At 40.6% G+C, this 26,069-nt stretch carries 31 protein-coding genes; 18 read left to right on the top strand and 13 right to left on the bottom strand.

Going from position 1 to position 26,069, the window contains the following annotated elements; translation table 11 throughout:
- The first annotated feature begins 67 nt into the window (after positions 1 to 67).
- Complete coding sequence (locus tag MKX71_RS03105; RefSeq protein WP_014475969.1) at positions 68 to 1,444, top strand: amino acid permease; 1,377 nt, start codon at positions 68 to 70, stop codon at positions 1,442 to 1,444.
- A gap of 318 nt (positions 1,445 to 1,762) precedes the next feature.
- Positions 1,763 to 3,406: an ABC-F type ribosomal protection protein VmlR gene (gene vmlR, locus MKX71_RS03100; protein ID WP_339231724.1), complete on the top strand. Its 1,644-nt coding sequence runs from the start codon at positions 1,763 to 1,765 to the stop codon at positions 3,404 to 3,406.
- 159 nt (positions 3,407 to 3,565) lie between these two features.
- Here the strand turns inward: vmlR and MKX71_RS03095 are convergent, their stop codons facing one another.
- The 3 genes from MKX71_RS03095 to MKX71_RS03085 form a co-directional block, all read right to left on the bottom strand.
- Positions 3,566 to 4,039: a GNAT family N-acetyltransferase gene (locus MKX71_RS03095; RefSeq protein ID WP_003234145.1), complete on the bottom strand. Its 474-nt coding sequence runs from the start codon at positions 4,037 to 4,039 to the stop codon at positions 3,566 to 3,568.
- A 162-nt stretch (positions 4,040 to 4,201) separates the two neighbouring features.
- Positions 4,202 to 4,546 carry a DoxX family protein gene (locus tag MKX71_RS03090; protein ID WP_080528977.1) on the bottom strand — a complete coding sequence of 115 codons (345 nt, stop codon included), beginning with the start codon at positions 4,544 to 4,546 and terminating at the stop codon, positions 4,202 to 4,204.
- On the bottom strand, positions 4,543 to 5,139 hold the full coding sequence (locus MKX71_RS03085; protein WP_019712445.1) for a TetR/AcrR family transcriptional regulator: 597 nt from the start codon (positions 5,137 to 5,139) through the stop codon (positions 4,543 to 4,545). The genes MKX71_RS03090 and MKX71_RS03085 overlap by 4 nt, the downstream gene beginning before the upstream one ends.
- Positions 5,140 to 5,437: 298 nt before the next feature.
- Between MKX71_RS03085 and MKX71_RS03080 the strand changes: the two genes are divergently transcribed.
- The 3 genes from MKX71_RS03080 to cotP are packed head-to-tail and all read left to right on the top strand — an operon-like array spanning position 5,438 to position 6,410.
- Complete coding sequence (locus MKX71_RS03080; protein ID WP_003243854.1) at positions 5,438 to 5,710, top strand: spore germination protein; 273 nt, start codon at positions 5,438 to 5,440, stop codon at positions 5,708 to 5,710.
- Positions 5,711 to 5,723: 13 nt separating this feature from the next.
- Positions 5,724 to 5,966, top strand: a complete 243-nt coding sequence (locus MKX71_RS03075) for a spore germination protein (protein ID WP_003234151.1) — start codon at positions 5,724 to 5,726, stop codon at positions 5,964 to 5,966.
- Positions 5,967 to 5,978: 12 nt separating this feature from the next.
- On the top strand, positions 5,979 to 6,410 hold the full coding sequence (gene cotP / locus MKX71_RS03070; RefSeq protein WP_003234154.1) for a spore coat protein CotP: 432 nt from the start codon (positions 5,979 to 5,981) through the stop codon (positions 6,408 to 6,410).
- A 14-nt stretch (positions 6,411 to 6,424) separates the two neighbouring features.
- Here cotP and MKX71_RS03065 read toward each other — a convergent pair whose 3' ends face one another.
- Positions 6,425 to 7,132 carry a DUF421 domain-containing protein gene (locus tag MKX71_RS03065; RefSeq protein ID WP_003234156.1) on the bottom strand — a complete coding sequence of 236 codons (708 nt, stop codon included), beginning with the start codon at positions 7,130 to 7,132 and terminating at the stop codon, positions 6,425 to 6,427.
- Between the two features lie 208 nt (positions 7,133 to 7,340).
- On the opposite strand from MKX71_RS03065, the gene MKX71_RS03060 reads away from it, so the two are divergent.
- The 4 genes from MKX71_RS03060 (at position 7,341) to MKX71_RS03045 (ending at position 9,044) form a co-directional block, all read left to right on the top strand.
- On the top strand, positions 7,341 to 7,922 hold the full coding sequence (locus tag MKX71_RS03060) for a DUF421 domain-containing protein (RefSeq protein ID WP_003234158.1): 582 nt from the start codon (positions 7,341 to 7,343) through the stop codon (positions 7,920 to 7,922).
- A 123-nt stretch (positions 7,923 to 8,045) separates the two neighbouring features.
- Positions 8,046 to 8,276 carry a spore germination protein gene (locus MKX71_RS03055; RefSeq protein WP_003244212.1) on the top strand — a complete coding sequence of 77 codons (231 nt, stop codon included), beginning with the start codon at positions 8,046 to 8,048 and terminating at the stop codon, positions 8,274 to 8,276.
- A 33-nt stretch (positions 8,277 to 8,309) separates the two neighbouring features.
- A complete protein-coding gene (locus MKX71_RS03050) occupies positions 8,310 to 8,603 on the top strand; it encodes a hypothetical protein (protein WP_009969672.1) in 294 nt (97 codons plus the stop codon).
- Positions 8,604 to 8,807: 204 nt separating this feature from the next.
- On the top strand, positions 8,808 to 9,044 hold the full coding sequence (locus MKX71_RS03045; RefSeq protein ID WP_003244342.1) for a spore germination protein: 237 nt from the start codon (positions 8,808 to 8,810) through the stop codon (positions 9,042 to 9,044).
- A gap of 482 nt (positions 9,045 to 9,526) precedes the next feature.
- Here MKX71_RS03045 and MKX71_RS03040 read toward each other — a convergent pair whose 3' ends face one another.
- The 4 genes from MKX71_RS03040 to MKX71_RS03025 all read right to left on the bottom strand — a co-directional run bounded on the left by MKX71_RS03040 (position 9,527) and on the right by MKX71_RS03025 (position 12,113).
- Positions 9,527 to 9,865 (bottom strand): thioredoxin family protein, encoded by a 339-nt coding sequence (locus MKX71_RS03040; protein ID WP_003244013.1) that lies wholly within the window; start codon positions 9,863 to 9,865, stop codon positions 9,527 to 9,529.
- A 185-nt stretch (positions 9,866 to 10,050) separates the two neighbouring features.
- Positions 10,051 to 10,440, bottom strand: coding sequence for a DoxX family protein (locus tag MKX71_RS03035; RefSeq protein WP_003234169.1), 390 nt, complete (start codon positions 10,438 to 10,440; stop codon positions 10,051 to 10,053).
- Positions 10,441 to 10,538: 98 nt separating this feature from the next.
- Positions 10,539 to 11,477 carry a ring-cleaving dioxygenase gene (locus MKX71_RS03030; RefSeq protein WP_014478981.1) on the bottom strand — a complete coding sequence of 313 codons (939 nt, stop codon included), beginning with the start codon at positions 11,475 to 11,477 and terminating at the stop codon, positions 10,539 to 10,541.
- A 15-nt stretch (positions 11,478 to 11,492) separates the two neighbouring features.
- Positions 11,493 to 12,113 carry a nitroreductase family protein gene (locus MKX71_RS03025; protein ID WP_003244392.1) on the bottom strand — a complete coding sequence of 207 codons (621 nt, stop codon included), beginning with the start codon at positions 12,111 to 12,113 and terminating at the stop codon, positions 11,493 to 11,495.
- 474 nt (positions 12,114 to 12,587) lie between these two features.
- Between MKX71_RS03025 and mneP the strand changes: the two genes are divergently transcribed.
- The 4 genes from mneP to MKX71_RS03005 all read left to right on the top strand — a co-directional run bounded on the left by mneP (position 12,588) and on the right by MKX71_RS03005 (position 16,289).
- Entirely contained in the window at positions 12,588 to 13,481 is an 894-nt protein-coding gene (mneP, locus tag MKX71_RS03020) for a manganese transporter MneP (RefSeq protein WP_015252717.1), read from the top strand.
- 111 nt (positions 13,482 to 13,592) lie between these two features.
- Positions 13,593 to 14,405: a MerR family transcriptional regulator gene (locus MKX71_RS03015; RefSeq protein ID WP_003234177.1), complete on the top strand. Its 813-nt coding sequence runs from the start codon at positions 13,593 to 13,595 to the stop codon at positions 14,403 to 14,405.
- Positions 14,406 to 14,494: 89 nt separating this feature from the next.
- Positions 14,495 to 15,184, top strand: coding sequence for a DUF554 domain-containing protein (locus tag MKX71_RS03010; protein WP_019712443.1), 690 nt, complete (start codon positions 14,495 to 14,497; stop codon positions 15,182 to 15,184).
- A 202-nt stretch (positions 15,185 to 15,386) separates the two neighbouring features.
- The gene (locus MKX71_RS03005; RefSeq protein ID WP_339231723.1) at positions 15,387 to 16,289 is read left to right on the top strand and encodes a carboxylesterase; all 903 of its coding nucleotides are present in this window, start codon (positions 15,387 to 15,389) and stop codon (positions 16,287 to 16,289) included.
- 410 nt (positions 16,290 to 16,699) lie between these two features.
- Here the strand turns inward: MKX71_RS03005 and MKX71_RS03000 are convergent, their stop codons facing one another.
- The 3 genes from MKX71_RS03000 to ydfH form a co-directional block, all read right to left on the bottom strand.
- Entirely contained in the window at positions 16,700 to 18,874 is a 2,175-nt protein-coding gene (locus MKX71_RS03000; protein WP_339231721.1) for an MMPL family transporter, read from the bottom strand.
- A 115-nt stretch (positions 18,875 to 18,989) separates the two neighbouring features.
- Positions 18,990 to 19,631, bottom strand: coding sequence for a two-component system response regulator YdfI (gene ydfI, locus MKX71_RS02995; protein WP_003244318.1), 642 nt, complete (start codon positions 19,629 to 19,631; stop codon positions 18,990 to 18,992).
- Positions 19,624 to 20,847 carry a two-component system sensor histidine kinase YdfH gene (gene ydfH, locus MKX71_RS02990; protein WP_015252722.1) on the bottom strand — a complete coding sequence of 408 codons (1,224 nt, stop codon included), beginning with the start codon at positions 20,845 to 20,847 and terminating at the stop codon, positions 19,624 to 19,626. The genes ydfI and ydfH overlap by 8 nt, the downstream gene beginning before the upstream one ends.
- 267 nt (positions 20,848 to 21,114) lie before the next feature.
- Here ydfH and MKX71_RS02985 point away from each other — a divergent pair, with 267 nt between their 5' ends.
- The 3 genes from MKX71_RS02985 to MKX71_RS02975 all read left to right on the top strand — a co-directional run bounded on the left by MKX71_RS02985 (position 21,115) and on the right by MKX71_RS02975 (position 21,963).
- A complete protein-coding gene (locus tag MKX71_RS02985; RefSeq protein ID WP_003243880.1) occupies positions 21,115 to 21,258 on the top strand; it encodes a hypothetical protein in 144 nt (47 codons plus the stop codon).
- Positions 21,255 to 21,434: a hypothetical protein gene (locus MKX71_RS02980; protein ID WP_010886421.1), complete on the top strand. Its 180-nt coding sequence runs from the start codon at positions 21,255 to 21,257 to the stop codon at positions 21,432 to 21,434. The genes MKX71_RS02985 and MKX71_RS02980 overlap by 4 nt, the downstream gene beginning before the upstream one ends.
- An 85-nt stretch (positions 21,435 to 21,519) precedes the next feature.
- A complete protein-coding gene (locus MKX71_RS02975; RefSeq protein ID WP_339231720.1) occupies positions 21,520 to 21,963 on the top strand; it encodes a carboxymuconolactone decarboxylase family protein in 444 nt (147 codons plus the stop codon).
- A 79-nt stretch (positions 21,964 to 22,042) separates the two neighbouring features.
- Here MKX71_RS02975 and MKX71_RS02970 read toward each other — a convergent pair whose 3' ends face one another.
- Positions 22,043 to 22,723: a winged helix-turn-helix domain-containing protein gene (locus MKX71_RS02970; protein WP_198879000.1), complete on the bottom strand. Its 681-nt coding sequence runs from the start codon at positions 22,721 to 22,723 to the stop codon at positions 22,043 to 22,045.
- Between the two features lie 88 nt (positions 22,724 to 22,811).
- Here MKX71_RS02970 and MKX71_RS02965 point away from each other — a divergent pair, with 88 nt between their 5' ends.
- Positions 22,812 to 23,435: a flavin reductase family protein gene (locus MKX71_RS02965; protein ID WP_015252724.1), complete on the top strand. Its 624-nt coding sequence runs from the start codon at positions 22,812 to 22,814 to the stop codon at positions 23,433 to 23,435.
- A 117-nt stretch (positions 23,436 to 23,552) separates the two neighbouring features.
- On the opposite strand, the gene MKX71_RS02960 is transcribed toward MKX71_RS02965, so the two are convergent.
- Positions 23,553 to 25,001, bottom strand: a complete 1,449-nt coding sequence (locus tag MKX71_RS02960) for a PLP-dependent aminotransferase family protein (protein WP_339231719.1) — start codon at positions 24,999 to 25,001, stop codon at positions 23,553 to 23,555.
- 132 nt (positions 25,002 to 25,133) lie between these two features.
- On the opposite strand from MKX71_RS02960, the gene MKX71_RS02955 reads away from it, so the two are divergent.
- Complete coding sequence (locus tag MKX71_RS02955; RefSeq protein ID WP_339231717.1) at positions 25,134 to 26,054, top strand: EamA family transporter; 921 nt, start codon at positions 25,134 to 25,136, stop codon at positions 26,052 to 26,054.
- The last annotated feature ends 15 nt before the right edge of the window (positions 26,055 to 26,069 follow it).

Genomic DNA, 26,069 nt, shown 5'->3' with positions numbered 1-26,069 from the left:
TGTTATAATAATCATTAAAAATAGATTGCTGACTCAATAAACAATTTTCAATGGAGGAACACATAAAGTGACAGACGACATGACGAAAGACAATATAAATCAGCAAACGTTGCAGAGAGGCTTGAAAAACAGGCATATCCAGCTCATCGCCATCGGCGGAGCCATTGGGACAGGCTTATTTCTCGGCTCGGGCAAATCGATTCATTTTGCCGGACCTTCGATTTTATTTGCTTATATGATCACAGGGATCATTTGCTTTTTAATTATGAGATCGCTGGGTGAACTGCTGTTATCAAACTTGAACTATCACTCTTTTGTGGATTTTGTACAAGACTACCTAGGCGATATGGCAGCATTTATCACCGGCTGGACATATTGGTTCTGCTGGATTTCCATTGCGATGGCTGATCTGACAGCAGTCGGGCTCTACACTCAATATTGGCTCCCGGGTGTGCCGCAATGGGTGCCTGGCTTAATCGCTCTAATTATTTTACTGATTATGAACCTGGCGACAGTCAAGCTGTTTGGAGAATTAGAATTTTGGTTTGCTTTGATTAAAGTCATTGCCATTTTGGCGTTAATCGTCATTGGCCTTGTGATGATTTTCAAAGGCTTTTCCACAAGCTCAGGAGTGTCCAGCTTCACAAATCTCTGGAGCCACGGAGGCCTGTTCCCGAATGGCATGCACGGGTTTATCCTCTCGTTCCAGATGGTTGTGTTTGCTTTTGTCGGCATTGAGCTTGTCGGGCTTACAGCCGGTGAAACAGAAAATCCTGAAAAAGTAATCCCTAAGGCGATCAACAATATTCCTGTCCGTGTGTTGCTTTTTTATATCGGGGCTCTTCTCGTGATTATGAGCATCTATCCTTGGGATGTCATCAATCCCAGCGAAAGCCCATTCGTACAAGTATTTGTCGCGGTTGGCATCGTCGGGGCTGCAAGTATTATCAACTTTGTTGTATTGACTTCCGCTGCTTCAGCATGCAACAGCGCTGTATTCAGTACAAGCCGTATGGTCTATTCCCTGGCGAAAGATCACAATGCGCCTGAGTCAATGGCGAAACTGACTCAGCGTAAAGTGCCAAGAAATGCTTTATTCTTTTCAGCTATCGTGATTTTAATCGGTGTTACGTTAAACTACATCATGCCAGAAGGCGTATTCACCCTGATCACAAGTATTTCAACCGTATGCTTTATCTACATTTGGGGAATTACGGTCATCTGCCATATGAAATACCGCAAAACAAGACCTGAATTAGCGAAAACAAACAAGTTTAAGCTTCCGCTTTATCCGTTTACAAATTACCTGATTCTTGCGTTCCTGGCGTTTGTTCTGGTTGTGCTGGCACTGGCACAGGATACTCGTGTTTCCTTATTTGTCACACCGGTTTGGTTTATTTTGCTGATTGTGATTTATAAAGTGAGAAAAGCGAAGCATCAATAACACTCGAAACTCCTGCCTCAAAAATGAGAGCAGGAGTTTTTTTGATGAAAATGACCTTTGCTTTTGAATTTGAAGGTATGCTATAGTGTTTGTAATCAAAACAAGAAGGGATGATGGGTGGACAATGATTAACTAATCTTATTTTTATCGTTTGAAATCAATATTTCAAATCAAAAAATAGGATTAGTCTGCCCATTTTCTATATATACGACCTGCTATTTATAAAAAATAGCTTATTTGATCATGCACAGGCACGGCTAATCCTTCCAACACATTTGGGAGGATTTTTTTATTCTCCCTTTAAAGCGAGGGATATGGATGAAAGAGATCGTAACATTAACAAACGTTAGCTATGAAGTGAAGGATCTGACTGTTTTTAAAAATATAAATGCCAGTGTTCAGCAAGGAGATATCATTGGGATTATCGGCAAAAACGGCGCTGGGAAATCTACGCTGCTGCACCTCATTCACAATGACTTAGCCCCTTCCCAGGGTCAAATCCTTCGAAAGGATATAAAACTGGCTTTGGTTGAACAGGAAACAGCGGCATATTCCTTTGCGGATCAGACACCTGCCGAAAAGAAGTTACTGGAGAAATGGCATGTGCCTCTTCGTGATTTTCATCAGTTAAGCGGCGGTGAAAAACTGAAAGCGCGGCTGGCGAAAGGACTATCAGAGGATGCAGATCTGCTGCTGTTAGATGAACCGACAAACCACCTTGATGAAAAAAGCTTGCAATTTCTCATCCAACAGCTGAAACATTATAGCGGCACGGTGATTCTCGTTTCTCACGATCGATATTTTTTAGACGAAGCCGCAACAAAAATATGGTCGCTTGAGGATCAGACGCTGATTGAATTCAAAGGGAATTACTCCGGGTATATGAAGTTCCGGGAGAAGAAAAGACTCACCCAGCAGCGTGAATATGAAAAGCAGCAAAAAATGGTCGAACGGATTGAAGCACAAATGAATGAGCTCGCTTCTTGGTCGGAAAAAGCCCATGCTCAATCGACGAAAAAGGAAGGGTTTAAAGAATATCACCGGGTAAAAGCGAAGCGTACGGATGCCCAGATAAAATCCAAGCAGAAGCGGCTTGAAAAAGAGCTGGAAAAAGCAAAGGCAAAACCCGTTACCCCAGAATATACAGTCCGCTTTTCAATCGATACAACCCACAAAACAGGAAAACGTTTTTTAGAAGTTCAGAATGTAACAAAAGCGTTTGAAGAAAGGACCCTCTTTAAAAACGCAAACTTTACAATTCTGCACGGCGAAAAGGTTGCGATCATAGGCCCCAATGGCAGCGGAAAAACGACATTGCTGAATATCATTCTTGGACAGGAAACAGCAGAAGGAAGCGTATGGGTGTCGCCGTCCGCAAACATCGGCTATTTAACGCAGGAGGTGTTTGATTTGCCTTTAGAACAAACACCGGAAGAGTTATTTGAGAATGAAACATTCAAAGCAAGGGGGCACGTTCAAAATCTGATGAGGCACTTAGGTTTTACAGCCGCCCAATGGACTGAACCGATCAAGCATATGAGTATGGGTGAGCGTGTAAAGATCAAGCTGATGGCATATATTCTGGAGGAAAAAGACGTGCTGATTTTAGATGAGCCGACAAACCATCTCGACCTGCCGTCACGCGAACAGCTGGAAGAAACACTGTCACAATACAGCGGCACATTGCTGGCGGTTTCACATGACCGATACTTTCTCGAAAAAACAACAAACAGTAAACTCGTCATCTCAAACAACGGCATCGAAAAGCAGTTAAACGACGCTCCTTCAGAAAGAAATGAGCGGGAGGAGCTTCGGTTAAAGCTTGAGACAGAAAGACAAGAAGTGCTGGGAAAGCTCAGTTTTATGACGCCAAATGATAAAGGGTATAAGGAGCTTGATCAGGCTTTCAATGAGCTTACGAAACGAATAAAAGAGCTGGATCATCAAGACAAAAAAGACTGAGGGAGAAAGTTCAAGCGGCATTGAAAAGGACAACAGCTGTTGTCCTTTTTCTTTATATGTTCAAGCCTCCCATGACCTTAATCTTTCTAATGATGACTTATAGTACCCTGCCACCGCTTCCAGATAGGCATGTTGTATTTGGGTAACGTAAGCGGCTTTTCAGCATAGCTGTTTCCGCATACGTATATTGGTCATGGCATAGCCCATCTTCTGATAAAGATAGACGGCTGTCTCGTTGTGTGCAAATACATGTAGAGCCAGCCTTTCCGCACCAAGCTCTCTTGCTCTTTCATCAAGCGTTTGAAGCGCCAATTGAGCAAGTCCTTTTCCGCGAAAGGCTTCATACAATCCAAAGGAATAGATAAACGCTTCCTTTTGCGGATGTAATGGATCAGCATACAGCCAGAGCCAGCCCATTCTTTCTCCTTGGTCATTTGTGATGTTCCAAAAATAATGATTGCTGCTGTCTCGCCCATTCGGAATCATGTTTTCATATGCCTGCTCCGATTTCTCAAACGCCTCTTTTTCCGTCCAAGTTCCTGACGTTATGTTTTGTTTCGCAAAATTTTGCACGGACATCCCGCGAAAGGCTTCGAACTCTTCCTCAGTCATGTCTTCCAAAGTGAATGCCATCCTGTATTCCTCCTTTATAAAAAAAGCCCAGCTGATGCCGGACGAATAACGCAGAAATGGAGCTCTATTTTACTGATTCAGTTAATTCCTGGACTTTCTATTATTCGATAAGAAAAGGAGATTTCCTGCAAATGGGCTTGTTCTTAAACATTAGTGAAAAGCTTACGTGTAACTCCCCATGATGATTATGATAGAAACAATCAAACAAATCATCGCTGGTATCGCCATGATGACCGATTGTCTTGCTCGAAACATATGCGCATGAATTGCTCCCGCCATGAGAACGACAAACAGAACACCTGCTCCAATCGCTGCATACCGATTCCAAATTCCCGCTGTCATAGCAAGTGCCCCGGCTATTTCAAGAATGCCAGTAACAGTCAGAAACCATAATGGATATTGATAATGCCGCCAATGCTCAACTTGAAAGGGAACGCGGCTTACCTTTATGATGCCTCCCGCAAGCATAAAAACTGCCAAACTGACTTTCATCATAATAGATATCATCTTACATCATTCCCTTTCGGAAGCATCCCGTAAATTAAAAGATTCACAACCTCTGCTGCGAGGCTTGCCGGATCTTTGATTCCGGTTAACAAAAATGATTCGGTTAAATGTTCAATCATGCCGACCAAACACTCAGCGACAGTTTCCATATCCAGTTCAGAGTGAAAATAGCCAAGCCGCTGTTCTGCTTCTAAGTTCTCTTTCAAAACCATCGCCAAGTCTTTTTTCATTTGTTTTGCTTCCGGGTTGAGAAAAAAGCCGATCTTGGTTAAATCCTTGTCCTCATCCAAAAATTGAAAAACAGTCTCTACAGCTAGCAGTACCCGTTTTGACACATCCTCCGTGTTTAATCCGTTTTCCAGAAGAAGTGACTCTGTCAGCTTTCTGACTCGAGAGTGAAAATCGGTTATTAACTCGGCAAAGATGGCTTCTTTGCTTTGAAAGTACAGGTAAAATGAAGGCTGCGTGAACCCAGCTTTTTTCACAATTTCACTTACCTTCGCGTCATGGAATCCCCGAACCGAAAATTCATTAGCGGCAGCTTTAAGTAATCGTTTTCGGCTTTCTACTCCTTTACGTCCTTTACTTTTCAACTAGGATCACCCCAAAAATAATACTCACGAGTAATGTTACTTACGAGTATTATTTCATGGCATTAGCTTCATTGTCAATGATTTCAAACTCATCCTGTTTGCCAGCTTCCTTTATTAAAAGGTCTCATGCATTTCGAATAACTGAATCAATTCATTGATTCCTATATCAATGGCTTTTCATTCACTGATAGTTGAGCATCACTCCGGGGCCAGATAGAGTTTTGCCCGTAAATGCAAGGAACAATTGGGTGCAGCGGCGCATAATGTACTGTACAGAAAGATGGAAGGGTGTGATGGGATGCCGTCTACAGTAATCAACCTATATTATTTGAAGATCAACAGTATTTCGGGCAATGGTTCAATTACAATAGGCGAAGCTGCTTATAACAGCCCTACCAACAATCAAAAATCTCAAGGGACCAACTCTTCTTTCGGTGATACATCACCTACAGAATCCGTAATGGAAAACTTCTTAAACGATCCTGATGTAAATGACCAGACATCTATCGGCAACTCTGATACATCCAACGTTAATGCTCCTCCGATTGCACCACCGCCAATTTTAGATTAAAGGGGTTTCGTCTATGCCATATCAAATTAACATCGCAAATATTAAGATCAACGGCGTCACGCAAAACGGAAATATAGATGTCGGTCCGACTGTGCACAACAGCCATACTGCGAACAGCAAATATTTTGGAGCAAACTTTTCCTTAGGGGATCTTTCGCCTACGTCTTCACTTTTGAACACTGGAAATATTGATTCAGACGTTAGTGACCAAGACCAAATCGGAAACCCTTCTGCGCCGATTTCAAATCAAATTTAAGGAGAATCTCATATGGATTTCGAAAAAATTCGAAAGTGGCTTGAGATTACGAATGAATATAAACAAAGTGACTTTTGGACAAATGTGCTCAAATATAAAGCCCCGGAACATTTTTTTGATTCCGAAGCTTCTACGTTTGTTTACGACTTTTATCAAGATGAGGAATATAATTTTATCATTGTGGAAATGCCCGGTGTGTATGAGGAAGAATTAACGATCCGTTTACTGTCTAAAACCCAGCTGCTGATCAAAGGAACGATCACGCCTGTTTTTCCAGCCGAAATGGAAGTGCTGCGTGAACGGTATTACGGAGAAATTGAGCGAATCATTCAGCTTCCCGAAGCCGCTGAAACTCATTTGTTACAGATTCAGCTGTTAAACGGGCTTCTGCATATTTCGTACCCAAGACAAGTTGAAACCGTTGCGTTCAATAAGGGGCTTTAAGATTGATTGTTCCTTCATTCCTTATCCATAGGGACTGATATATGGTCTTTATATTGATCCACATAAATATCCCCATTACCCAGCAGCACTGCGTACACGGTCTCTTTCACCTTTATGTCTCTTTTTCGCAATTCTTCCAAAAGCCAGGATTCCGTCAAACGATTCTGCTTTAAATTATTCTCAATGATTTCTCCGTCCATAATAAGTTCTATCGGAAGCCTTTGTTCTTGGTTTACCGCAATCATTAAATCCTGTTTGGTCACATGCCGGAATTGCGGTTTTCTTAACACAGTCAGCTGACCATTCGTTTCAAGAATGGCAAAAAGAACTTCTTCGATATTAAATATTTCTTTTTCCCGTAATTGCTGATTTAAATAATCAAGTGTGTAACGCATTTTCCTCATATTTGATTCAAGTATCTTCCCGTTTTGAATCAGCACTGTTGGATCTCCGGCAAAAAATTTCCTCAGCTTCCTGTTCTTTATCGACAGAAACGAAATTAGAAAAATGGTTAGCACAAAAATACTAAACGAAATGGCCATATTGTGCGGTTTTATTGAAGTATTGTAAGCTAATCCGGCAGCAATCGCCCCTAGTGTGATCGCCGCAATAAAATCAAAAATCGTCATTTGAGAGATTGTCTGTTTGCCTAAAATTCGTTCTGCGATTAACAGCAAGCCAAAGCTGGCAACCGTTCTAATGACAACTTCAAGTTCAATCATGTTATGGCGCTCCCCGCTTCCCAGATTGTTTCGGCCAAAAAACTCCTGTTGCTATCATTGTTTGGCTTAATATATCCATCTATACCAAAAATATTGTTCGGTTCAGGACAGAATGAACCGACTGCCTTTCGGATATATTAAATTGCGATTGGCCGGAAGAAAAGCCAATCCCATGACAAATCTAATTCATCATTGGTCAGGTGGTAGCATGAATTTCACTTGGGAATCTCTTGTTCTCATTGTAGCCGGGGTCATTTTGCTGAGAATTTCAGGAAGGAAATCAATCGCACAAATGACGTCAACTCAAACGGTTGTCATGATTTCGATCGGAACTATTATCGTTCAGCCAATCATCGAGTACAGCCTCTTCAAAACATTAATTGCAGCGGCAATTTTCACAAGCACACTCATCGTTATGGAATGGATCCAAATGAAATCGAACACCATTGAAAAGATGTTAACCGGAAAAGCAAAAATCGTCATTGAAAACGGACAGCTTCATATCGAAAACTTAAAGAAGATGAGACTTACAGCTGACCAGCTTGAAATGCAGCTACGGCTTCACGGCGTTACGGCTATACAAGATGTTAAAATAGCGACATTAGAGGCCAACGGACAATTAGGAATTGAATTGACTGATGACGCCAAGCCTTTAACAGTCAGGGATCTGAAAAAACTCATTCACCCCGATTTCATAAATAAGGACGGACAAGCCCAGTCTGGCAATCAGAATATTTTTGATGAAGTTGGCAAAAAAAATAAAAAAAACGTCCCTAAAAAGCTGCATTAACAAAAGGCGCTTGTGGCATTTTGCAGGTTTTTGTCTCTTACTGAAAGTTTTTGCCGTTTTGTTTAAGCAACTGCTGCTCACACACCATATTGTATAAACAGTCATAACAGAGAGGAGAGATGAATGATGAAATTCCCAGTTTATATTCATTCGATATCCGGGAACAGCGTTTTTAATAACGGATTTGCAGTTTCCATCAGCCCGTTCTCTGTGTCTAAAACAACAGAGGGTTCCGGTGGGAGTAATACAGGTTTGGTTTTTGAATCCAATGCTTTAAGCCAAACAAGCTCCGCCAATCAAGCCCAAAATGTAACATATGCGATCCAAGAGCTGCTTTCCAAGCTTTTAGCGTAAAAATTAAGAAATAAACACTTCATGAGGTGCCGTATGGCTTTTCCAATTATTCACACGAACTTTTGGGATGCTGTGATAGCTGTTCCAATCATCATATTGATAACCCAAATCCTCAAAATATTATTGAAAATCCCCAAAACTTTTGTACCGTCAGTTGCCTTAATAACAGGCCTTGTCATTTCTGTTTTCATAAGCCATCGACACAGCCTCTTTTCTGGCGTATTTATGGGCTGGTTTTATGGCTACGCTGCTATAGGCTCCTACTCATCATTAAAAACGACTATCTTATCCTTCAGGCAAACGAAAAACGATACATCAAATTCATAGATGACATATAACGATCTGCCGCCTCTTTATCAGGCGGCTTTATTTCTGCTGATAGGTTGATCATCTTCAAAAGATGATCATTCACTCGCTATTATTTTTACCATTATGTTGATGCAATGATATAAAAACGCAATATCATAGAAGTAAATAGACTGCCAGCGTCCTTTATGACAGCTACTTCTGAGTGAAAGGAGTTTTTGAAGCATGCGATCTCAAATCAACATCTCAAATCTCACGATAAATGGAATGACACAAAACGCCAATACAGATATCGGACAAAACTTGCAAAACAGCCATACTGCGAACAGCAAAAATTACGGAGTGAATTTCACATTAGGAGATTACTCTCCTTCTCATTCAATTATTATTTCAGCAAGTTGTGATAATGATACAAGTGATCAAGGGCAGGTTGATAACCCTTCTTCGCCTAGTGAAGAATAAAAAAAAGAACTCATTTGAGTTCTTTTTTTACCTTATTTCTTTAGTTTGTCTCGTTTGATATGATGATTCTTTTCTGAAAAGCCCAATGATGTTCCACAGGATGAGTGCTGAGGATATGATAAAGTGAGGAGTACTAATATGCTGATGGGTAAATAATTTATACCCCATGACTGATCCTAGTGCTATGATGCAGAAAAGATTAATCCATTTGCTCCAGCCCATTTTCAAAAAGCTCCTTTTATTGATATGTTCACTGCCAAACATCTCTTTTTGGCACAACTTCATTATGACCAATAAAGAAGCGAAAAGATATAAATCCTTTCCAATTCATTCCTTAAATCTTTCTTAATTTAACAAGCTCTTTGTCCAAACTTCGATTGTTTTTTAATATGTTCTTTCATTGGAGAGGACTTGAGCCTTGTCCCCTTTAAAATGACAAAAAGCCCTTATATGGGGCTGGCTATGTGAAACGTATAAACCCTTTATTCACCTTCATATAATCGATAAACCCTTTTCAGCTTTTGTTCAAGCTGTTCAAAATGAACAAAACGGGCTTCTCTTAGAAACTCAGTCCCATCAATGAACAAAAGAAGCACAGGAACGGTGAAAACTGAAAATCTGCCAGCGACCTCTGCTACATCGTCAGCATTGATATGCCCCAATTTGATGTTTGGAAACTGATCCAATACTATTCTGAGCTGGGGCAGAACTGCGTGACATACTGTACAGCCAGGCCTTGATATATAAATAAAACTGAATTTGTGCTGTTTGATAAAGTTTTCTATAGAAACTAATGAATGTAATCCTGTCATCTCTTTCATCCATTTACTCCTTCAAATAGGTCTGTTTTTCATGACCAAGCTCATCAATACGTATCATTCACTATACAGATTTATATTTATGATATCCGCTTTTTTGCTTTGCAGAGTACCTGCAAGCTTGCCGAAAATGTGAAAATAAAAGAACAGTTACTGACAAGCAGCAACTGTTCTTACATACTTTCGTATTAAAAATGCAAAGCGTAAGCTCCTGAACCGATGAGTGCAACCCCTATGGAAACTGCAATGAGCACCAGGTTATATTCAAAACCTCCGGCGCCATTCGCAAAACCTTTCGCTCCATGGACTTTTACGATAGCACCTAACATGATGATCGTTATGATAGCAGCTCCAAGCGGGAGGAATACGCCTAAAATAAATAGAATTCCGCTTACTAACTCCCCAAGACCTGATAGAGCGGCCGCAACGTTTCCTGGTTTCACCCCAATTGATTCGAACCATTGTCCGGTTCCTTTAATCCCGTATCCGCCAAACCAGCCGAATAATTTTTGTGTGCCATAAAACAAAAACACTACACCAATCATTATACGAATAAGCAACAGTCCTGCATCTTCCATTTGTATCTCTCCTCATCTTTGATTTTATCTGATTCTTTGCTGACAGTATCCAGCAATCATCAATTGAATATATGTTTCTTTATTTTTTATGTGTCAAATCAATCTAACTCTCTTACTTCAAACGGCAGCAGCCCTTGTTCAATTTGTGTGCGATGCGGTTCATATTGTACAGGCAGCATCAGTTTTTCGCCCATTGTATCCTGTGTTTCATCATGTGCAAAGCCCGGGGGATCAGTTGCGATTTCAAACAGGATTTCCCCATGTTCCCTGAAGTAAATGGCATTAAAGTAGTTTCTATCCCGAACAGGAGTTACACCATATCCATGGGAAGCAATATATCTTTGCCAATCTAACTGATCTTCATCATCGTTAGCCCGCCAAGCGATGTGATGCACCGTTCCGGCCCCCATTTGCCCGCGGCCAATAGGCGTTAACTTAAGGTCAATCACATTTCCGATATCACCGGCGGAACGATAACGAACGAAGTCTCCTTCTTTGCCGACTCGTTCCAGCCCCATGATGTTTTCTAAAAGCTCAGCGGTTTTGTCAGGCTGCGCTGATAATAGGGTTGCACCCCCAAAACCTTTAATGGCAACATCGGGCGTTACATCTCCGAAAGTCCACGTGTTAGCCTCTCCTTCTTCTCTTTCCACGATTTCTAAGTGCAGTCCATGAGGATCATCAAATTCTACATATTGTTCCCCAAAGCGCTCGATTTTGGTGTAGGGAACGTTGAACTTTTCTAGTCTCTTTTCCCAAAATGCCATAGCCCCTTTCGGCACGACATACGAAGTCACGCCAACTTGACCGTCTCCAATGACGCCTTGGCGGGCTCCGGCCCACGGAAAGAAGGTAATGATTGTTCCCGGCTTCCCGCCTTCATTCCCAAAATAAAGGTGATACGTACCTGGGTCATCAAAATTGACAGTTTGCTTGACCAAACGAAGCCCAAGCACTCCTGCGTAGAAATCTGTGTTCTCTTGAGGGTGACCGACAATCGCTGTAATATGATGAATTCCCATCGTTTTTTTAGCCATTTTTATCCGCTCCTTTTACATATACTCAACAAACTCATTCACAGGCTTCCGGTAGCCGCGAGGTCTTCTGCTCTCTGTTTTTTCTTTTCCAATCGTAATCATCATGACAACCTCAAATTGGTCGTCTATGTTCAAAATCCGTTTTACGGCTTCCGCATCAAAGCCGATCATCGGGCAGGTATCCCAGCCTTTTTCCTTAGCACTCAGCATAAACATCATCGCAGAAAGTGAAGCATTCCTTATCGCCTCATCTCTCTTAAATTGTTCTCCCCTGTTTTCATAAAACGAAACGGTGTCTTGCACCATGTGGTCATACTCTTGCTTATTTAATATCCCCAATACCTTTAAACCTTCATAGATATCGGCCGCTTGTTGATATGCCTGCTTATCCCCTAATACCAAGAGAACCGCAGAAGAGCTAACCACTTTATATTGTCCGTTTGCGGCCTGCTTCAGCTTTTCCTTTACGTCCTGGTCAAGAACCGTCACATATTTTGTATGCTGCAAATTAAAAGCCGATGGCGCCAATGCAACCAATTCAAACATCTCATTGAGATCTTCTTTTGTGATTGGATGACCTGAAAGAAAATTGCTTGCAGATCGTCTTTCATTGACTAAATGAGTAAATTCAGCCATTACGCTACACTCCCTTTTATCTCGAATTCGAGATATTATGTTATAAAAAATCTATTGAATATTGTGTAAAAGAACTGACAACGATTGAACACTTAGAGTTGCGCTTGATCGCTGATCTTTTCAATCAAATATCTCGAATTAAAATATCTTGAATATGAGATAATAATAAAATACAGATCTTCTCATGTCAATAGGTTTTTAACAATCAGGTGGAAATTTTTCACTGACGGCAGCATTTTAATGGCGAATCATCACTGTTGTTACATAAGAACTCATTTGTTTGCTGTATGACCCTTTTAGCACAGCTCCAACTTTTTTTCTGTCACCTTATTTATTAGTAAACAGGAAACAACGTTGCTATAGACCCACTCGAAATTGAATTGGTATGATAAACAAAGTGATTACACAGGAAAGGATACGGAGAGCGTATATAGAGCACTCCTATTTTTTTGTGCAGTTTTATAGGAGGAAAAAATGGCAAGTGAAAGAGAACAAATAAGCAGAAAAGTTGCTTTGATTGCATTGATCGCCAATCTGATCTTAATGGCAGGAAAGGTCTTTTTTGGGCTGGTAGGCGATAGTGAAGCCGTGTTTGCAGACGGAATACATTCCGCGGCAGATGTCGTTGCTTCGATTGCAGTCTTGGCAGTGATCGGAATTTCCAATAAACCGCCCGATCAAGACCATCCTTTTGGTCACGGAAAAGCTGAAGTCATTAGTGAGGCGATTGTAGGAATTATCTTAGTGATCGTATCCGTTTATATCCTCATAGAAGCGATTCTGTCCTTTGTTAAAGGGCCAAGCGTTCCCCAATACAGCGCATTGTTTGCGGCTCTGATTTCGTACGTGGCTAAGGAAATCTTATATCGTTATTCTATAAAGCAAGGGGAAAAATGGAACAGCAAAGCGATTATAGCGATTGCGTACGATCATAAAGGCGATATCGTTGCCTCTCTTGCCGCTTTTATCGGCGTCCTGTTGGCTATCATCGGAAACACCCGCGGATGGTCCTATCTGTTGTACGCCGATGCCATTGCCAGTGCAATCGTTGCTTACCTCATTTTTAAGATTTCAATGGAATTAATCAGGCCGTCTGTTGATGTGCTCATGGAAAAGAGTGTTGATCCCGAGCTGATAGAGGAATATAAAGCTGTTATTTTTCAATGTGATCAGGTAAAACGAATTGATAGAATCCGCGCGCGAGAACATGGCCACTATAAATTGCTTGATGTCCGTTTATCTTTGGATCATGATTTGACAATTAAGCAGGGACACGACATCGCCCGCGAAATTCGAAATGAAATCAAAAGACAGTTTTCAGATGTAGAAGAAGTGCTCATCCATGTAAATCCTTATTTCGAAGAGTGAAAAGCTCCTTTTTAGAAGGAGCTTTTTCTTTATGATGCAAACTTTACCTTTAGAACTCGCCGTACTATATAATGTGTGTATATCAATCATAGGGACAGAAAGGTTGTTAGAATGAAGGAATTTTTTTCGATTGGAGAAGTGTCAAAGTTATTCAATGTGAAAATCTCTGCTCTTCGGTATTATGATGAAATCGGCCTTTTGAAACCGGAATATAAAGATGAGCAAACGAACTATAGATATTATTCTACCCAACAGTTTGAGCGGCTTGATACCATCAAGTATTTGAGGGCCCTAGGCCTGCCAATCAATAAGCTTCTTGATTTTTATAACTCTCAAAATACAAACACTCTTCTTCATTTACTAAAAAGCCAGCAGGCTGAAATTGATCGAAAAAAGAAAGAATTGGAACGCATCGAACGAAAGATCTCCCGACGCATCACACATATAGAAGATGCCGTTAACATGCCGTTACATCAAATTTCAAAAATCAAACTTCCCGCAATGCGTGTGGCTTACTTGCAGCATGAATATGTTCTCGGCCATGATATCGAACATTCGTTAGCTGAATTGAGAACCCACCTGAATGTAAACGAAGATATATTCATAGGCAAGATTGGTTTATCCATTTCTGCAGCAAATGTGAAAGCAAAACAGTTTGACAAATATTCCAGTATATTTATGATTCTTGAAGATGAAAATGAAAAAACTTCTTCAGAAATCATCTTTCCTTCAAGAGAATATCTGCAAATTAGGTTTAAAGGGTCACATCCAGAAGCCGAACCATACTACAAAAAATTACTGGCATATATGAAAGAACATCATTATGAAGTAGCAGGGGACTCAATCGAAATCACACTCATTGATTATGGCATTACGAATAACCTAGATAATTACGTGACTGAAATCCTGCTGCCCATCAAATAATCTCATGAATATGTTTTGATCTCCCTTGACTCTCTACTAACTAGAGGGTTTATTTTTTATGCAGGAATGATTTTTGGAGGAGAAAACTTATGTTTGGAACGATTTTTAACACAGTGATGATCATTGCAGGAAGCATAATCGGAGGGATATTCAAAAAAGGCATTAAAGATGAATACCAGGATATTTTGATGCAGGCAATGGGGTTCGCTGCGGTCGCGCTGGGGATCAACGCCATTACACAGCACTTGCCTGATAGTAAATACCCCATTCTATTCATCGTGAGTTTAGCCATTGGAGGTTTGCTAGGCCAGATCATCAATTTAGAATTACGATTCAACAAGCTGGTGAACAAATTTTCTAAAAGCAATTTAGCAGAGGGCTTATCAACTGCGGTCTTATTATTTTGTATAGGTTCGCTGTCAATATTGGGCCCTGTTGAAGCCGCTTTGCATGGAGATTATACATACCTCCTGACAAACGGGATGTTAGATGGGATCACCTCCATTGTGCTCGCTTCAACTTTTGGTTTTGGAATAGCGGCTGCCGCCATTGTATTATTTGTCTGGCAGGGCTCCATCTATTTATTTGCTAAAGTAATGGAGAGCGCAATCAATACAGACCTTATTAATGAAATCACAATTGTGGGAGGCATACTCATCCTCAGTTCAGGTCTAAGCATTCTTGGAATCAAGAAGTTCAAAACATTGAATTTGCTGCCTTCCCTCTTGATCCCTCCTGTTGTGATTTTTGTGATTCATGCATTTGGATTGCGGCTTTAATGAAGCGGCTCCACAAAGGAGGTTAATATTCTGTTATATTGATTTTCAATAATCTGTTCCAATCGTTTTATTTCCTTTTTATCTTGGATTTGACGTCTAATAACAACTGTATTATATTGTAAATAAAGTCTGTTATATCAAAATCAGATTCCCCATCACGAAACGGCACATTCATTTAAATAAAATTGGGAGGGGCATTTGTATGTCAAACCATTCATCTAGTATTCCCGAATTAAGTGACAACGGTATCCGCTATTATCAAACTTATAATGAAAGCCTTAGTCTTTGGCCGGTCCGTTGTAAATCATTCTATATATCTACTCGTTTTGGTCAAACACATGTGATTGCAAGCGGCCCAGAGGATGCCCCGCCGCTTGTATTACTCCACGGAGCATTATTCAGCTCGACGATGTGGTATCCCAACATCGCCGATTGGAGCAGTAAATACAGAACTTATGCAGTTGATATCATAGGTGATAAAAACAAGAGTATTCCTGAGAATGTAAGCGGTACAAGAACGGATTACGCCAATTGGCTTCTTGATGTGTTTGACAATCTGGGGATCGAAAAGTCCCACATGATCGGACTTTCGCTTGGCGGTCTCCATACAATGAATTTCCTTTTACGTATGCCTGAGAGAGTAAAAAGCGCAGCTATACTGAGTCCGGCAGAAACGTTTTTGCCATTTCATCACGATTTCTACAAATACGCTCTTGGCCTTACAGCGTCAAATGGAGTTGAAAAATTCTTAAATTGGATGATGAATGATCAGAATGTGCTGCACCCGATTTTTGTGAAGCAGTTTCAGGCAGGGGTAATGTGGCAGGATGGATCAAGAAATCCAAATCCTAAAGCAGACGGATTTCCGTATGTTTTTACCGATGAGGAATTACGTTCAGCAAGAGTTCCTATCCTATTATTACTTGGTGAACATGAAGTCATCTATGATCCCCACTCAGCCCTGCACCGAGCCTCTTCATTCGTTCCAGATATTGAGGCGGAAGTCATTAAAAATGCCGGACATGTTTTATCGATGGAACAACCCGCTTACGTAAATGAACGTGTAATGCGTTTTTTCAATGCAGAAACAGGCATTTCACGGTAAGGGCTATAAGATAGTGATTTGCATTCATAAAGACCTGCAATATGCTTCTAGCCGGGCATTTCAAAAAATAGAGTCCCTCTTATGGACTCTATTTTTCTTGGACAAAACCCACAGCTGGTTTTGTGTGCTTGTTTCTTTAGGTTTCTTATATGATCAGTTGTAAAATCCTTTATTTTCAAGAAGGATTCTCAAGATCCTTGGCATCAAGTAGTGAATGCAAAGTCAAAAAATCATGTCACTTCTCCTGGGATGCCTGCTAGTATGATGCAGCTTCTGCCAATATGAAACAAAGTTCCATCCATATCGAAAATGAGTGATTGCGCCATAAGCGTCTCCTTTTAACTGCCGACTTCATCTTCTAAATACTACCATAAGCAAAAAAGCAGATCATAAAAGATCTGCTTTTTCTATTACACACTGATTTGTTTCTTTTGTTCATGATCTATTTCCGGCTGTATTTCCTTTGTCAGTTGATGCCCTTCTATATCCACATTCGGAATCATCTTGTCTAACCATTTCGGCAAATACCAAGCTGCATTCCCCATCAGCTTCATGACACTTGGAATCAGTGTCATTCTTACAATAAAGGCATCAAAGAGTACACCAAAGGAAAGAGCTAATCCGTTGGCTTTAATAGAAGCTTCGCCTGCAAAGATAAATCCTGCAAAAACGAAGATCATGATCAAGCCGGCTGCTGTAACAACAGGACCACTGTGTTTTAATCCAGCCTGAATGGCTTGTACTGGATTGTTTGTTTTTACATATTCTTCACGCATTCTGCTGACAAGGAATACTTGATAATCCATGGCTAACCCGAACAGAATCCCAATCGATAAAATCGGCAGGAACGCGAGTATCGGCCCTCTTTCAGGTATTTTGAAAAAGTCGATGAGATTCCCGTCTTGCAAGACAAATACACAGATTCCAAGAGTGGCTGTCATCGTCAACATGAAACCTGCAACAGCAACAAGCGGCACAAGCAGCGAACGGAAAACGATGGTCAGCAATACAAACGCAAAGCCCACAATAAGTACAGCAAACACCGGTATCGCATCATTGAGGCGATCTGAAATGTCAATATTCACTGCAGTCGATCCAGTAACAAGCAAATCTACTCCGTTTTTATCTGACAAACTGCGTACATCGTGTACCAAATCTTTCGTTGTGACATCATTTGGACCTGTTTCCGGAACGACCGTAATGATGGCAAAGTTCCCTTCTTTATTAGGCATTGCAGGGGTGACACTTGCTACATGGTCTAAACCCTTTATTTCTTTCACTGCATCTGCGAAAGCCTCCGCCTTATTTTCTGTAGCATTTGTGGCATCCGCTACGATTGTTAATTGGCCATTAAATCCTTCTCCAAAGCCTTCGGCAAGCAAGTCATATGCCCGGCGATCCGGATTATCCTTAGCTTTCATCCCAGCATCAGGCAAGCCCAGTTCCAAATGCATAGATGGGATACTAATGACGATCAAAATCAGAATGCTGCATACACTTAGCATGATAGGATTTTTGGTGACAAAGCGTCCCCAGACATTTGTTTCAGTGCTTTGTTTTTCTATTTTCTTGTTTGATTTCGGAATCATCCGCTTCCCTGCAATCGATAAGACCGCAGGCACAAGTGTGATGGAAGCCAAAACAGCCATCAGTACACTAAGCCCTGCTGTCAGCCCCATCGCGGACATAAAAGGAATGTTAACGACAGTCAATCCGCAAAGTGCAACGATAACAGTAAGTCCGGCAAAAACGACTGCGCTTCCCGCTGTTCCCACGGCTCTCGCAATTGATTCATTCTTTTGTATGCCTTCGCCTAAAAACTGGCGGTGTTTCGTAAAAATAAATAAAGCATAATCAATACCAACAGCAAGGCCAATCATTCCGGCTAATGAAAGACTGACGGAAGCAATATCAAATACTTGTGTCCCAATCAAAACCAGTCCAATACTTACACCTAAACCAATCAGTGCAGTTAAAATCGGCAAACCTGCTATTAATAAAGAACCGAATGTAATGGCTAAAACGACAAAAGCCAAGATAATGCCGACAATTTCAGAGACACCGCCTATCTCCATCTCGGCTCCCGGTACATCTCCGCTTAGCTCAGTTTGCAATCCTTCATCATCAGCCATTTTCAAACTGTCTTTTAAGTGTTTGATAGAGTAATCCTTTATATCATCTGCTGATGATTTATACTTGATATCAGCATAGGCAACTGTGCCATCTTTCGCGATTGTCCCTGTCACAAAAGGACTTGCAATCGAGTCAACAGAATCATCTTTACTGATTTCTTTGAACGTATCTTCTATTGCTTTTTTTGCTGGCTTCCCAGTAAGTTTCTCCCCATCACCAGCACCGAAAATAACCCGTATGCTCCCTTTATCAGGACCATGAGGAAATTCTTTTTGAATCACATCCATCGCTTTTTCCGAAGGTGTGTCAGGTATGGACATATCCTCAGAAAAACTTGGTTTCAAGGTCACTGCAAGGCCTATCGCAGCAACTAACACAACGATCCACGCACATATTGCTTTTATGCGATTGCGAGCAACCCATCCTCCTAATGTATATAACATTTTTGACATGATAATCTCCTTTCAACACATTGCTTGATCACATTCTTTCTCATTGTAGTTGACAATGAAATGAAAAAAACGTACATTCGGGCATGTACGTTTGGGCAATTTTCAAATATGCAGTTTAGTTGTCTATTGTCAGAATACCTTTTTGCATGGCAATCGTTACTGCCTCAGTTCTTGAATTCGCGCCTAATTTATTGTAAATGGACGTTAATCTGGACTTTACTGTTCGCTCAGAGACGCCCAAATCAAAGGCAATCGCTTTGCTTTTAAGACCTTTAGCAATTGCTTTTAGAACAATGACTTCCTTTTCTGTCAGCTGCGTCTCATTGCGCTGCTTTTTCATCCGCTCAAATTGGATTTCTTGCAGACGTTTAAGGATATCAGGCTGCAATAGCACATTTCCTCTGATGGCTGCATCCATTGTGTGAAAAAGGGTTTCTGAACTCGTATCTTTTAACAGATATCCTTTCGCTCCTAATTCAATCCCTTCGATCATTAAGTGATCTTCATTATATGTAGTCAAAATAATGATGGGGGTATCATGTTTTTCTTTTATTTGTTTAATGGCCTCTAACCCGCTCATCTCCGGCATATACAAATCCATCAGAATGATATCCGGTTCTAATTCATCTGCAAGACGGACTGCGACTTTTCCATTTTCCGCCTCTCCTATAATGGTGTATTGATCATTCGTTTCAATTAAAAGCTTCAGACCTTCCCTCACGACAAGATGGTCATCAACGATTAAAACCTTATTCATCTTGCATCTCTCCCTGAATTGGTACAGTGATCTCAATTTGTGTTCCTTTCAATTTTGTACTCTTGATATTGAATTGGCCATTTATTGCCCTGACGCGTTCTTGTATGCCAAGAAGCCCATAATGTCCTCTCTTTTTCTTTCCTTTTTCAACATCAAATCCCTTGCCGTTATCCTTAACTGTTAAATGGAGCCTTCCCTTTTCATCATCCCAAATGGATATCCAGATTGTTTTCGCCTCAGCATGCTTTGCCGCATTCGTCATGCATTCTCCAATGATGTAATAACAGTTTTCAGCTGTACGCACATCCAGCACCTGATGCAATCTGTAATCTAATAAACAAGCCATGCCTGTCGACTCTATAAAATGATCCATTAGCGAGGTAATTCTTTCTTTTAAAACACCGATTTCTTCTGATTTGCTGCGGAGATCGTCAATAGCTGAACGTGCATCAGCTAATGTGCTTTTCACTCTTTTCATCGATTGTTGTATGATTTCCTTCGCTCTCTCTGTGTTGCCTTTGGCGAGATGAACATGAATCGCATCCAGCTGCATATTTAAACTGACAAGACCTTGAGCAAGCGTATCGTGTAAGTCTCGGGCCATCCGCTGTCTTTCGTTCTGCAGCGTCAGCTGTTCTACCTGCTGATGAGCCAGCTCCAGCCTTTCAAGAGTCAATTGAGCTTTTATTTTTTCATCGACTTGGGCAAAAAATGTTGCGGCATAAGTGATGATGACAATCATGATCGGCGCAGCAATAACAATAAAATGCAAAACTTCACCTTTATGAAGGTGATACGCCGAATTTATGACCAGCAGCAGCAATAGATAAAGAATGGGAATCGTCCTTCTTCTGTCTGCCATTCCTAAAATCTGTCCAATCAAAAATGCATAAAGGCCAATGATGACCAGCATAAGGTAGCCAGTCATGAGATTAGCAAGTGTAAAGGTGATCAAACCTTGTATCACAAAATACAGAACCACCCTTTTCTTAACCCAGCGATATGAGTGCCAATGAAGCAAAGCAAAAATGGCGATTAATATGGTAAACGCATAAAGCAATAAAATGGACCAGCCCCCAGAAACAAATTGCAGCACGATAGAGGCTATATAGATCATGAGAATAAAAGCCAGGCCCGGCACTCTGAGTGCAAGCATGTTTAATGCCCGCCTATCATGTGAGTAATATTTATCTTTAAAAGGATTCCTTATAAGCAAACCTTATCCACTTCCTTTACCTGTTTCACCGAATAGAGATTCATGAAAATCGAACCCATATTTCAACGTGCAAACATACATGTATCCAATCATTTTATAGGAAGAGAAGGAACACAACAATATCAGGTGCAGGGAAACATTAGAGTTTCCAACAAGTGATCATTGCCCAAACGTACATGAACGTTCTGCCTCTATGTACGTTTTATCTTTTCAAATTTACCTTTAAAATCATAAGGAACTTACTATTCATTAAAGGAATGATCATCATTGAAATCGATTGATCTCACAATTTTATCATTAAAGAGAAAAGGAATCCGGACCGAAAAGGTATTAAAAAATCAGAACCCTGATCGATTAAGCCATATGACAGACAAAAATGCGCAACCAAAAAGCAAGGAAAAAGAGGAATGAACATGTATTGGTTTCTAGGTGCTTTATTATATTTTCTGATCGGTACTTATATATTCATTAGAGTCACTAGAGACAGCCAATCAGGCTCATGGATACTGCTTGCATTAGCAGCCCCACTCATCATTGCTGGCTACCCTTATTTTTATTCAAAGAAACTTCTTTCCAAAAGACGCTGAAACAGCTGTCATTCAAACCGCACATTGGTAAAATGATCAATACCGGGATACAATCTAGGTATTCAATGGAAAGGAGTCTTGCCTTATGAGTCAAAGAGTGTCCTACTATGAGATTGCACCTGAAGGTATGAAAATCATGATGGATATGGAGAAATACACGAAACAATCCTCAATTAGCCGAACGACGAGAGAACTAATCAAAATCAGAGTCTCTCAAATCAACGGCTGTGCCTTCTGCATAGATATGCATACGTCCGATGCCCGCAAAATGGGAGAAACTGAACAGCGAATTTACTGTTTACATGCTTGGAATGAATGTGATTTTTACTCACCTGAAGAGAAAGCGGCTCTCGAACTATCTGAACACATCACGCTCATTCCATCTAAAAGGGTTCCTGATGAGCTATATCATCGGGTGCGGGAACATTATGATGAAAAACAATATGTTGACCTTGTTCTCATCATTAATCAAATAAACAGTTGGAACCGCATCTCTATTGCAATGGGGAATCGAGCTGCTTCAAAATAAGAAGAAGGAGTAAGATTAGAACAAATCTTACTCCTCCTAGATATCGTGCCTCATCATCTGGTGTTTCCGCTTCAAAGTCCTAAATCTTCACGTTTAGGTGCTTTTCAAACGCGATTTTCCCGCTTTGTGTAATCCTAATCGCTCTCGTTTTAGGCATACGAACGATCCATTCTTCTTCTAACATGCGCACCAATAGGGCGTTTCCTAATGCTCCTGCAATATGATGCTGCCGTTCACTCCAATCCAAACAGCAGCGGGCAAAAGCTCTCCTCTTATTCCGTTGTTGCTCTTCATTGATGCCTAACTTCGAAAAGAATAAAGCCCCCTCTGAGGTCACTTTAAAGTTTAAATCAACTTTTTTTAACATCCCCTTCTCAACTAGTGAATGTGCCATTTGCACGCCCACATAACCTGCCAAATGATCATAACAGGTACGGGCGAAATGCAAGTCCTTTTTCTCTTTTGACTCTTTTAAAGATTTGATTTTTGCTTTAGGCGCAATATGAAGCAATTGTTCGATCACATTTGCAGCATCTGAGTCAGCCAATCTGTAATACCGATGTCTCCCATGCTTCTCTACGCTAATCAGCTTTGCTTCAAGCAATTTATTCAGGTGAAAACTGGCGGTTTGAGGTTTAATGTTAGCGAGATATGCAAGCTCTCCCGCAGGGTGTATCCTTCCATCCATCAGGCTGAGAAGAATGGAAGAACGCGAGGGATCTGATAGCAGCGAAGAGATTTTTGCAATATTAGGATTCATGATTTTCCTCCTTACATTCATATTTCGATGATAGTTGAAATGTTAATCCTTTACAATATAAATGTAAGCGTGAAAGGAGGAAAAAACGTTGGACATCAAAAAACAAGACACTCGTCGATTTAAGGAAATCAAACCCAAGATCATGTATTATGGTACCTCGACATTTCTTCTAACCACATTGAATGAGGATGGAACCACTAATATTAGTCCTATGTCTTCTTCTTGGGCTCTTGGACATTATATAATCCTTGGAGTAGGACTGGGAGGAAAAGCCATCGACAATTTGGAAAGACACAAAGAGTGTGTCATAAACTTGCCTGGCCCGGAATTATGGGAAAACGTTGAAAGAATTTCATCTTATAGCGGAAAAAAAAGCATACCGCCTTTAAAGAAGCAGCTCGGATTTACATATAAAAAAGAAAAATACGAGGCAGCAGGGTTAACGCCTTTACAATCAAAAACAGTATCACCAACACGAATCAAAGAATGCCCTATCCAAATAGAAGCCGAAGTGAAACACATTCGGCTTCCAGAATATGAATCGTCATTCGCAATTGTAGAGACGCAGGCACTACATTTTCATGCCGAGGAAAGTATCATTCTGGACGAAAACCATATCAACCCTTCCAAATGGAGCCCGCTTATCTATAATTTCAGACACTACTTTGGTTTAGGAAGAGAAGTCGGAAAGACTTTTCGTTCAGAGACATGATCATTTTAAGACCGAACCATGATTTGGTCTATTCTAGTAACCCTTGTTATTATCAGATCAAGCGATCATTAGGCTTGATCTCTTTTTTAGTGAAACATCCATTTAAGGATATAAAAGTTACCTGCTTGCCAATTCTTTAATCATTAAACCCAGCTCATAAATCCCCTTTTGAAGGTCTTCAAGAGATGCATAAGCATATGATAAGCGAATATAATTCCCTTTTTCCTGAGCATAGATACTGCCGAGATTGAGCAGAATCCCTTTTGATAAGGCTTTAGTATAAAGTAATTTCATTGATATGGAAGGCAATATTTTTATCCAGACAAAAAACCCTCCTTTTGGGATATTCCATGTCGCCACATCTTTCAAATGAGTTTCTAAAGCACTCAAGACCAATTCTCTTCTCACCTTTAATTGCTGCCTAACCTTTTCTACATGCTGCTGGTAGTGGCCGGAAGTAAACCACTCTGCCGCTACTCTCTGGGATAGCGAACTGGATCCGTAATCTGTTTGCATTTTAATGTCAGATAAACGTTCAATCACCGGTTCCGGTCCGACGATCCATCCAATCCTCAAACCTGGGCTTAATGTTTTCGATAAACTTCCTATGTACAGTACGTGTCCATTTTTATCAATTGTTTTAATAGGATATGGCGGAATTTCATCGATCCATAACTCACGATAAATGTCATCTTCAATAATAGGAAGCTGTGTATTCTCACTTACTGTCAGGATCTCTTCACGCCGCTTTTTAGACATAAGAATACCAGTCGGATTGTGAAAACATGGATTTGTATATAAGATAGCCCTTCCCCGCTCTCCTCTTGTTAAATGAACATTTTCAGGCAAAAGTCCTTCATTATCCATAGGAAGTCCAGTCAGCTTCATACCAGCTGATTGAAATACGTGTAATGAATAAAGGTAGGAGGGCTGATCAAGATAAACGGTTGATCCCCTTTGTAACAGCCCCATTGATATCAGCTGCAAGGCTTGCAACGCTCCTGAGACAATCAGAATGGAAGAAGATGAGACGTTGATTCCAATGGTTTTTAAATAGTTGCTTAATGCCTCCCTCAAAGGTAAGTAACCTTTTGGTTCTTCATATCCGAATGCCTCCATGTGTTGAGATACCTTCCCCATCATTTCTTTCATAACAGCCAAAGGAAAAATCTCAGCTGAAAGTTCACCTTTACTGAGCTGTATAAGGTCTGTATTTGATTCTGATTGATTTATCTCTTGAACGATTTTTCGGCTTGGCATCTGAATGCCAGAGGTGACATATTGATCCCAATCGGGAGCAGAATTCTTAGCCATCAGTGTCCATGTGTTGTTGATAACAACTGTGCCTTTCCCCATTGTGCCTTCTATTAGCCCATCGGCCATCAATTCCTCTAACGCTGTAATCACTGTGCTCCGATTTACCTGAAAATCTTTTGCAAGCGTGCGCTGGCTTGGAATCTTGCTTCCAATCGGCCACTCTCCATTTCCTATTTTCTCTTTAATAAAATGAACGATTTGTCTGTACTTAGGGAGCTTATTCATCTTTTTTTCTTCTGGAAAGCTCATAGAATCGGTCTCCTTAAAATAAATTGGTTGGGTCAAAATCTATTGAACTGGTTGAAGCCATATCATCAAATCTTTATTAGTATAGAAACACATTAAATAACTGGTTGGTTTTTGTAAAGAGGAGTGAGAGGAATGCGAAAGAAAACAGTTCAAATAATGATATCTCATAGTCTCATGATTGGTTTATGGGCATCTGCTTTTCCGGGAATTCGCGCAGGACTTGAAGGGTACACGCCAGAACACCTTGCTTTATTTCGTTTGTTAATCGGCTCTATGGCATTATTGCTTTTTGCTGTTTTGACTCAGATGCGCCTACCCGACTTGAAAGACATTCCTGCCATTTTTCTTTTAGGGTTTTTAGGATTTGCACTCTATCACATTTTGCTGAACATCGGTGAAAAAACAGTTAGTGCCGGAGTTGCAAGCTTACTCGTTACTACGGCACCGATCTTCTCAGCCATGCTATCCCGCCTGTTTTATAAAGAGCATTTTGGATTTGCGAAATGGCTTGGCTCTATGATCAGTTTATTGGGTGTATTATTGATTGCATTTGGGGCGGGAGACTTTACATATTCAATGAGCGGTATCTTGGTCATCCTGCTGGCAGCATTTTCGGAGAGTATTTATTTCGTTTTTCAAGCCCGCTATATAAAAAAATATGGTTTTATTCCATTCGTTACATTCACCATTTGGGGCGGAACAATACCTATGCTTGTGTTTCTGCCAGGCTTAGGCGAAGAGATGATGAACGCTTCAATAAGCGCAACTTTGTCTATCGTTTACTTAGGATTATTGCCGACGGTTATTCCTTACTTCGCACTAGCATATGTCACTTCACTCGTCGGTGCTTCAGAAGCAACCCTTTCACTTTATGTTACACCGGCTTTAGCCTTGATCATATCTTGGCTCTGGATCGGCGAGATACCCACACTGCTCTCTCTGCTAGGCGGAGTGGTTACAGTTGGCGGGGTATGTTTTACCTACCTAAAAGTAAATAAAATGAATAAGATTTTCATCACCCATTTTTCTGCTAAAAGGGTAAAAAAACTCTAAAACAAAAAAGATACC

This window comes from Bacillus sp. FSL M8-0071, from assembly GCF_037975455.1.
GTDB classification, from domain to species: Bacteria; Bacillota; Bacilli; order Bacillales; family Bacillaceae; genus Bacillus; species Bacillus subtilis.
Note: the sequence above shows the minus strand (reverse complement) of the source record. Positions and strands in the feature narration are given on the sequence as shown.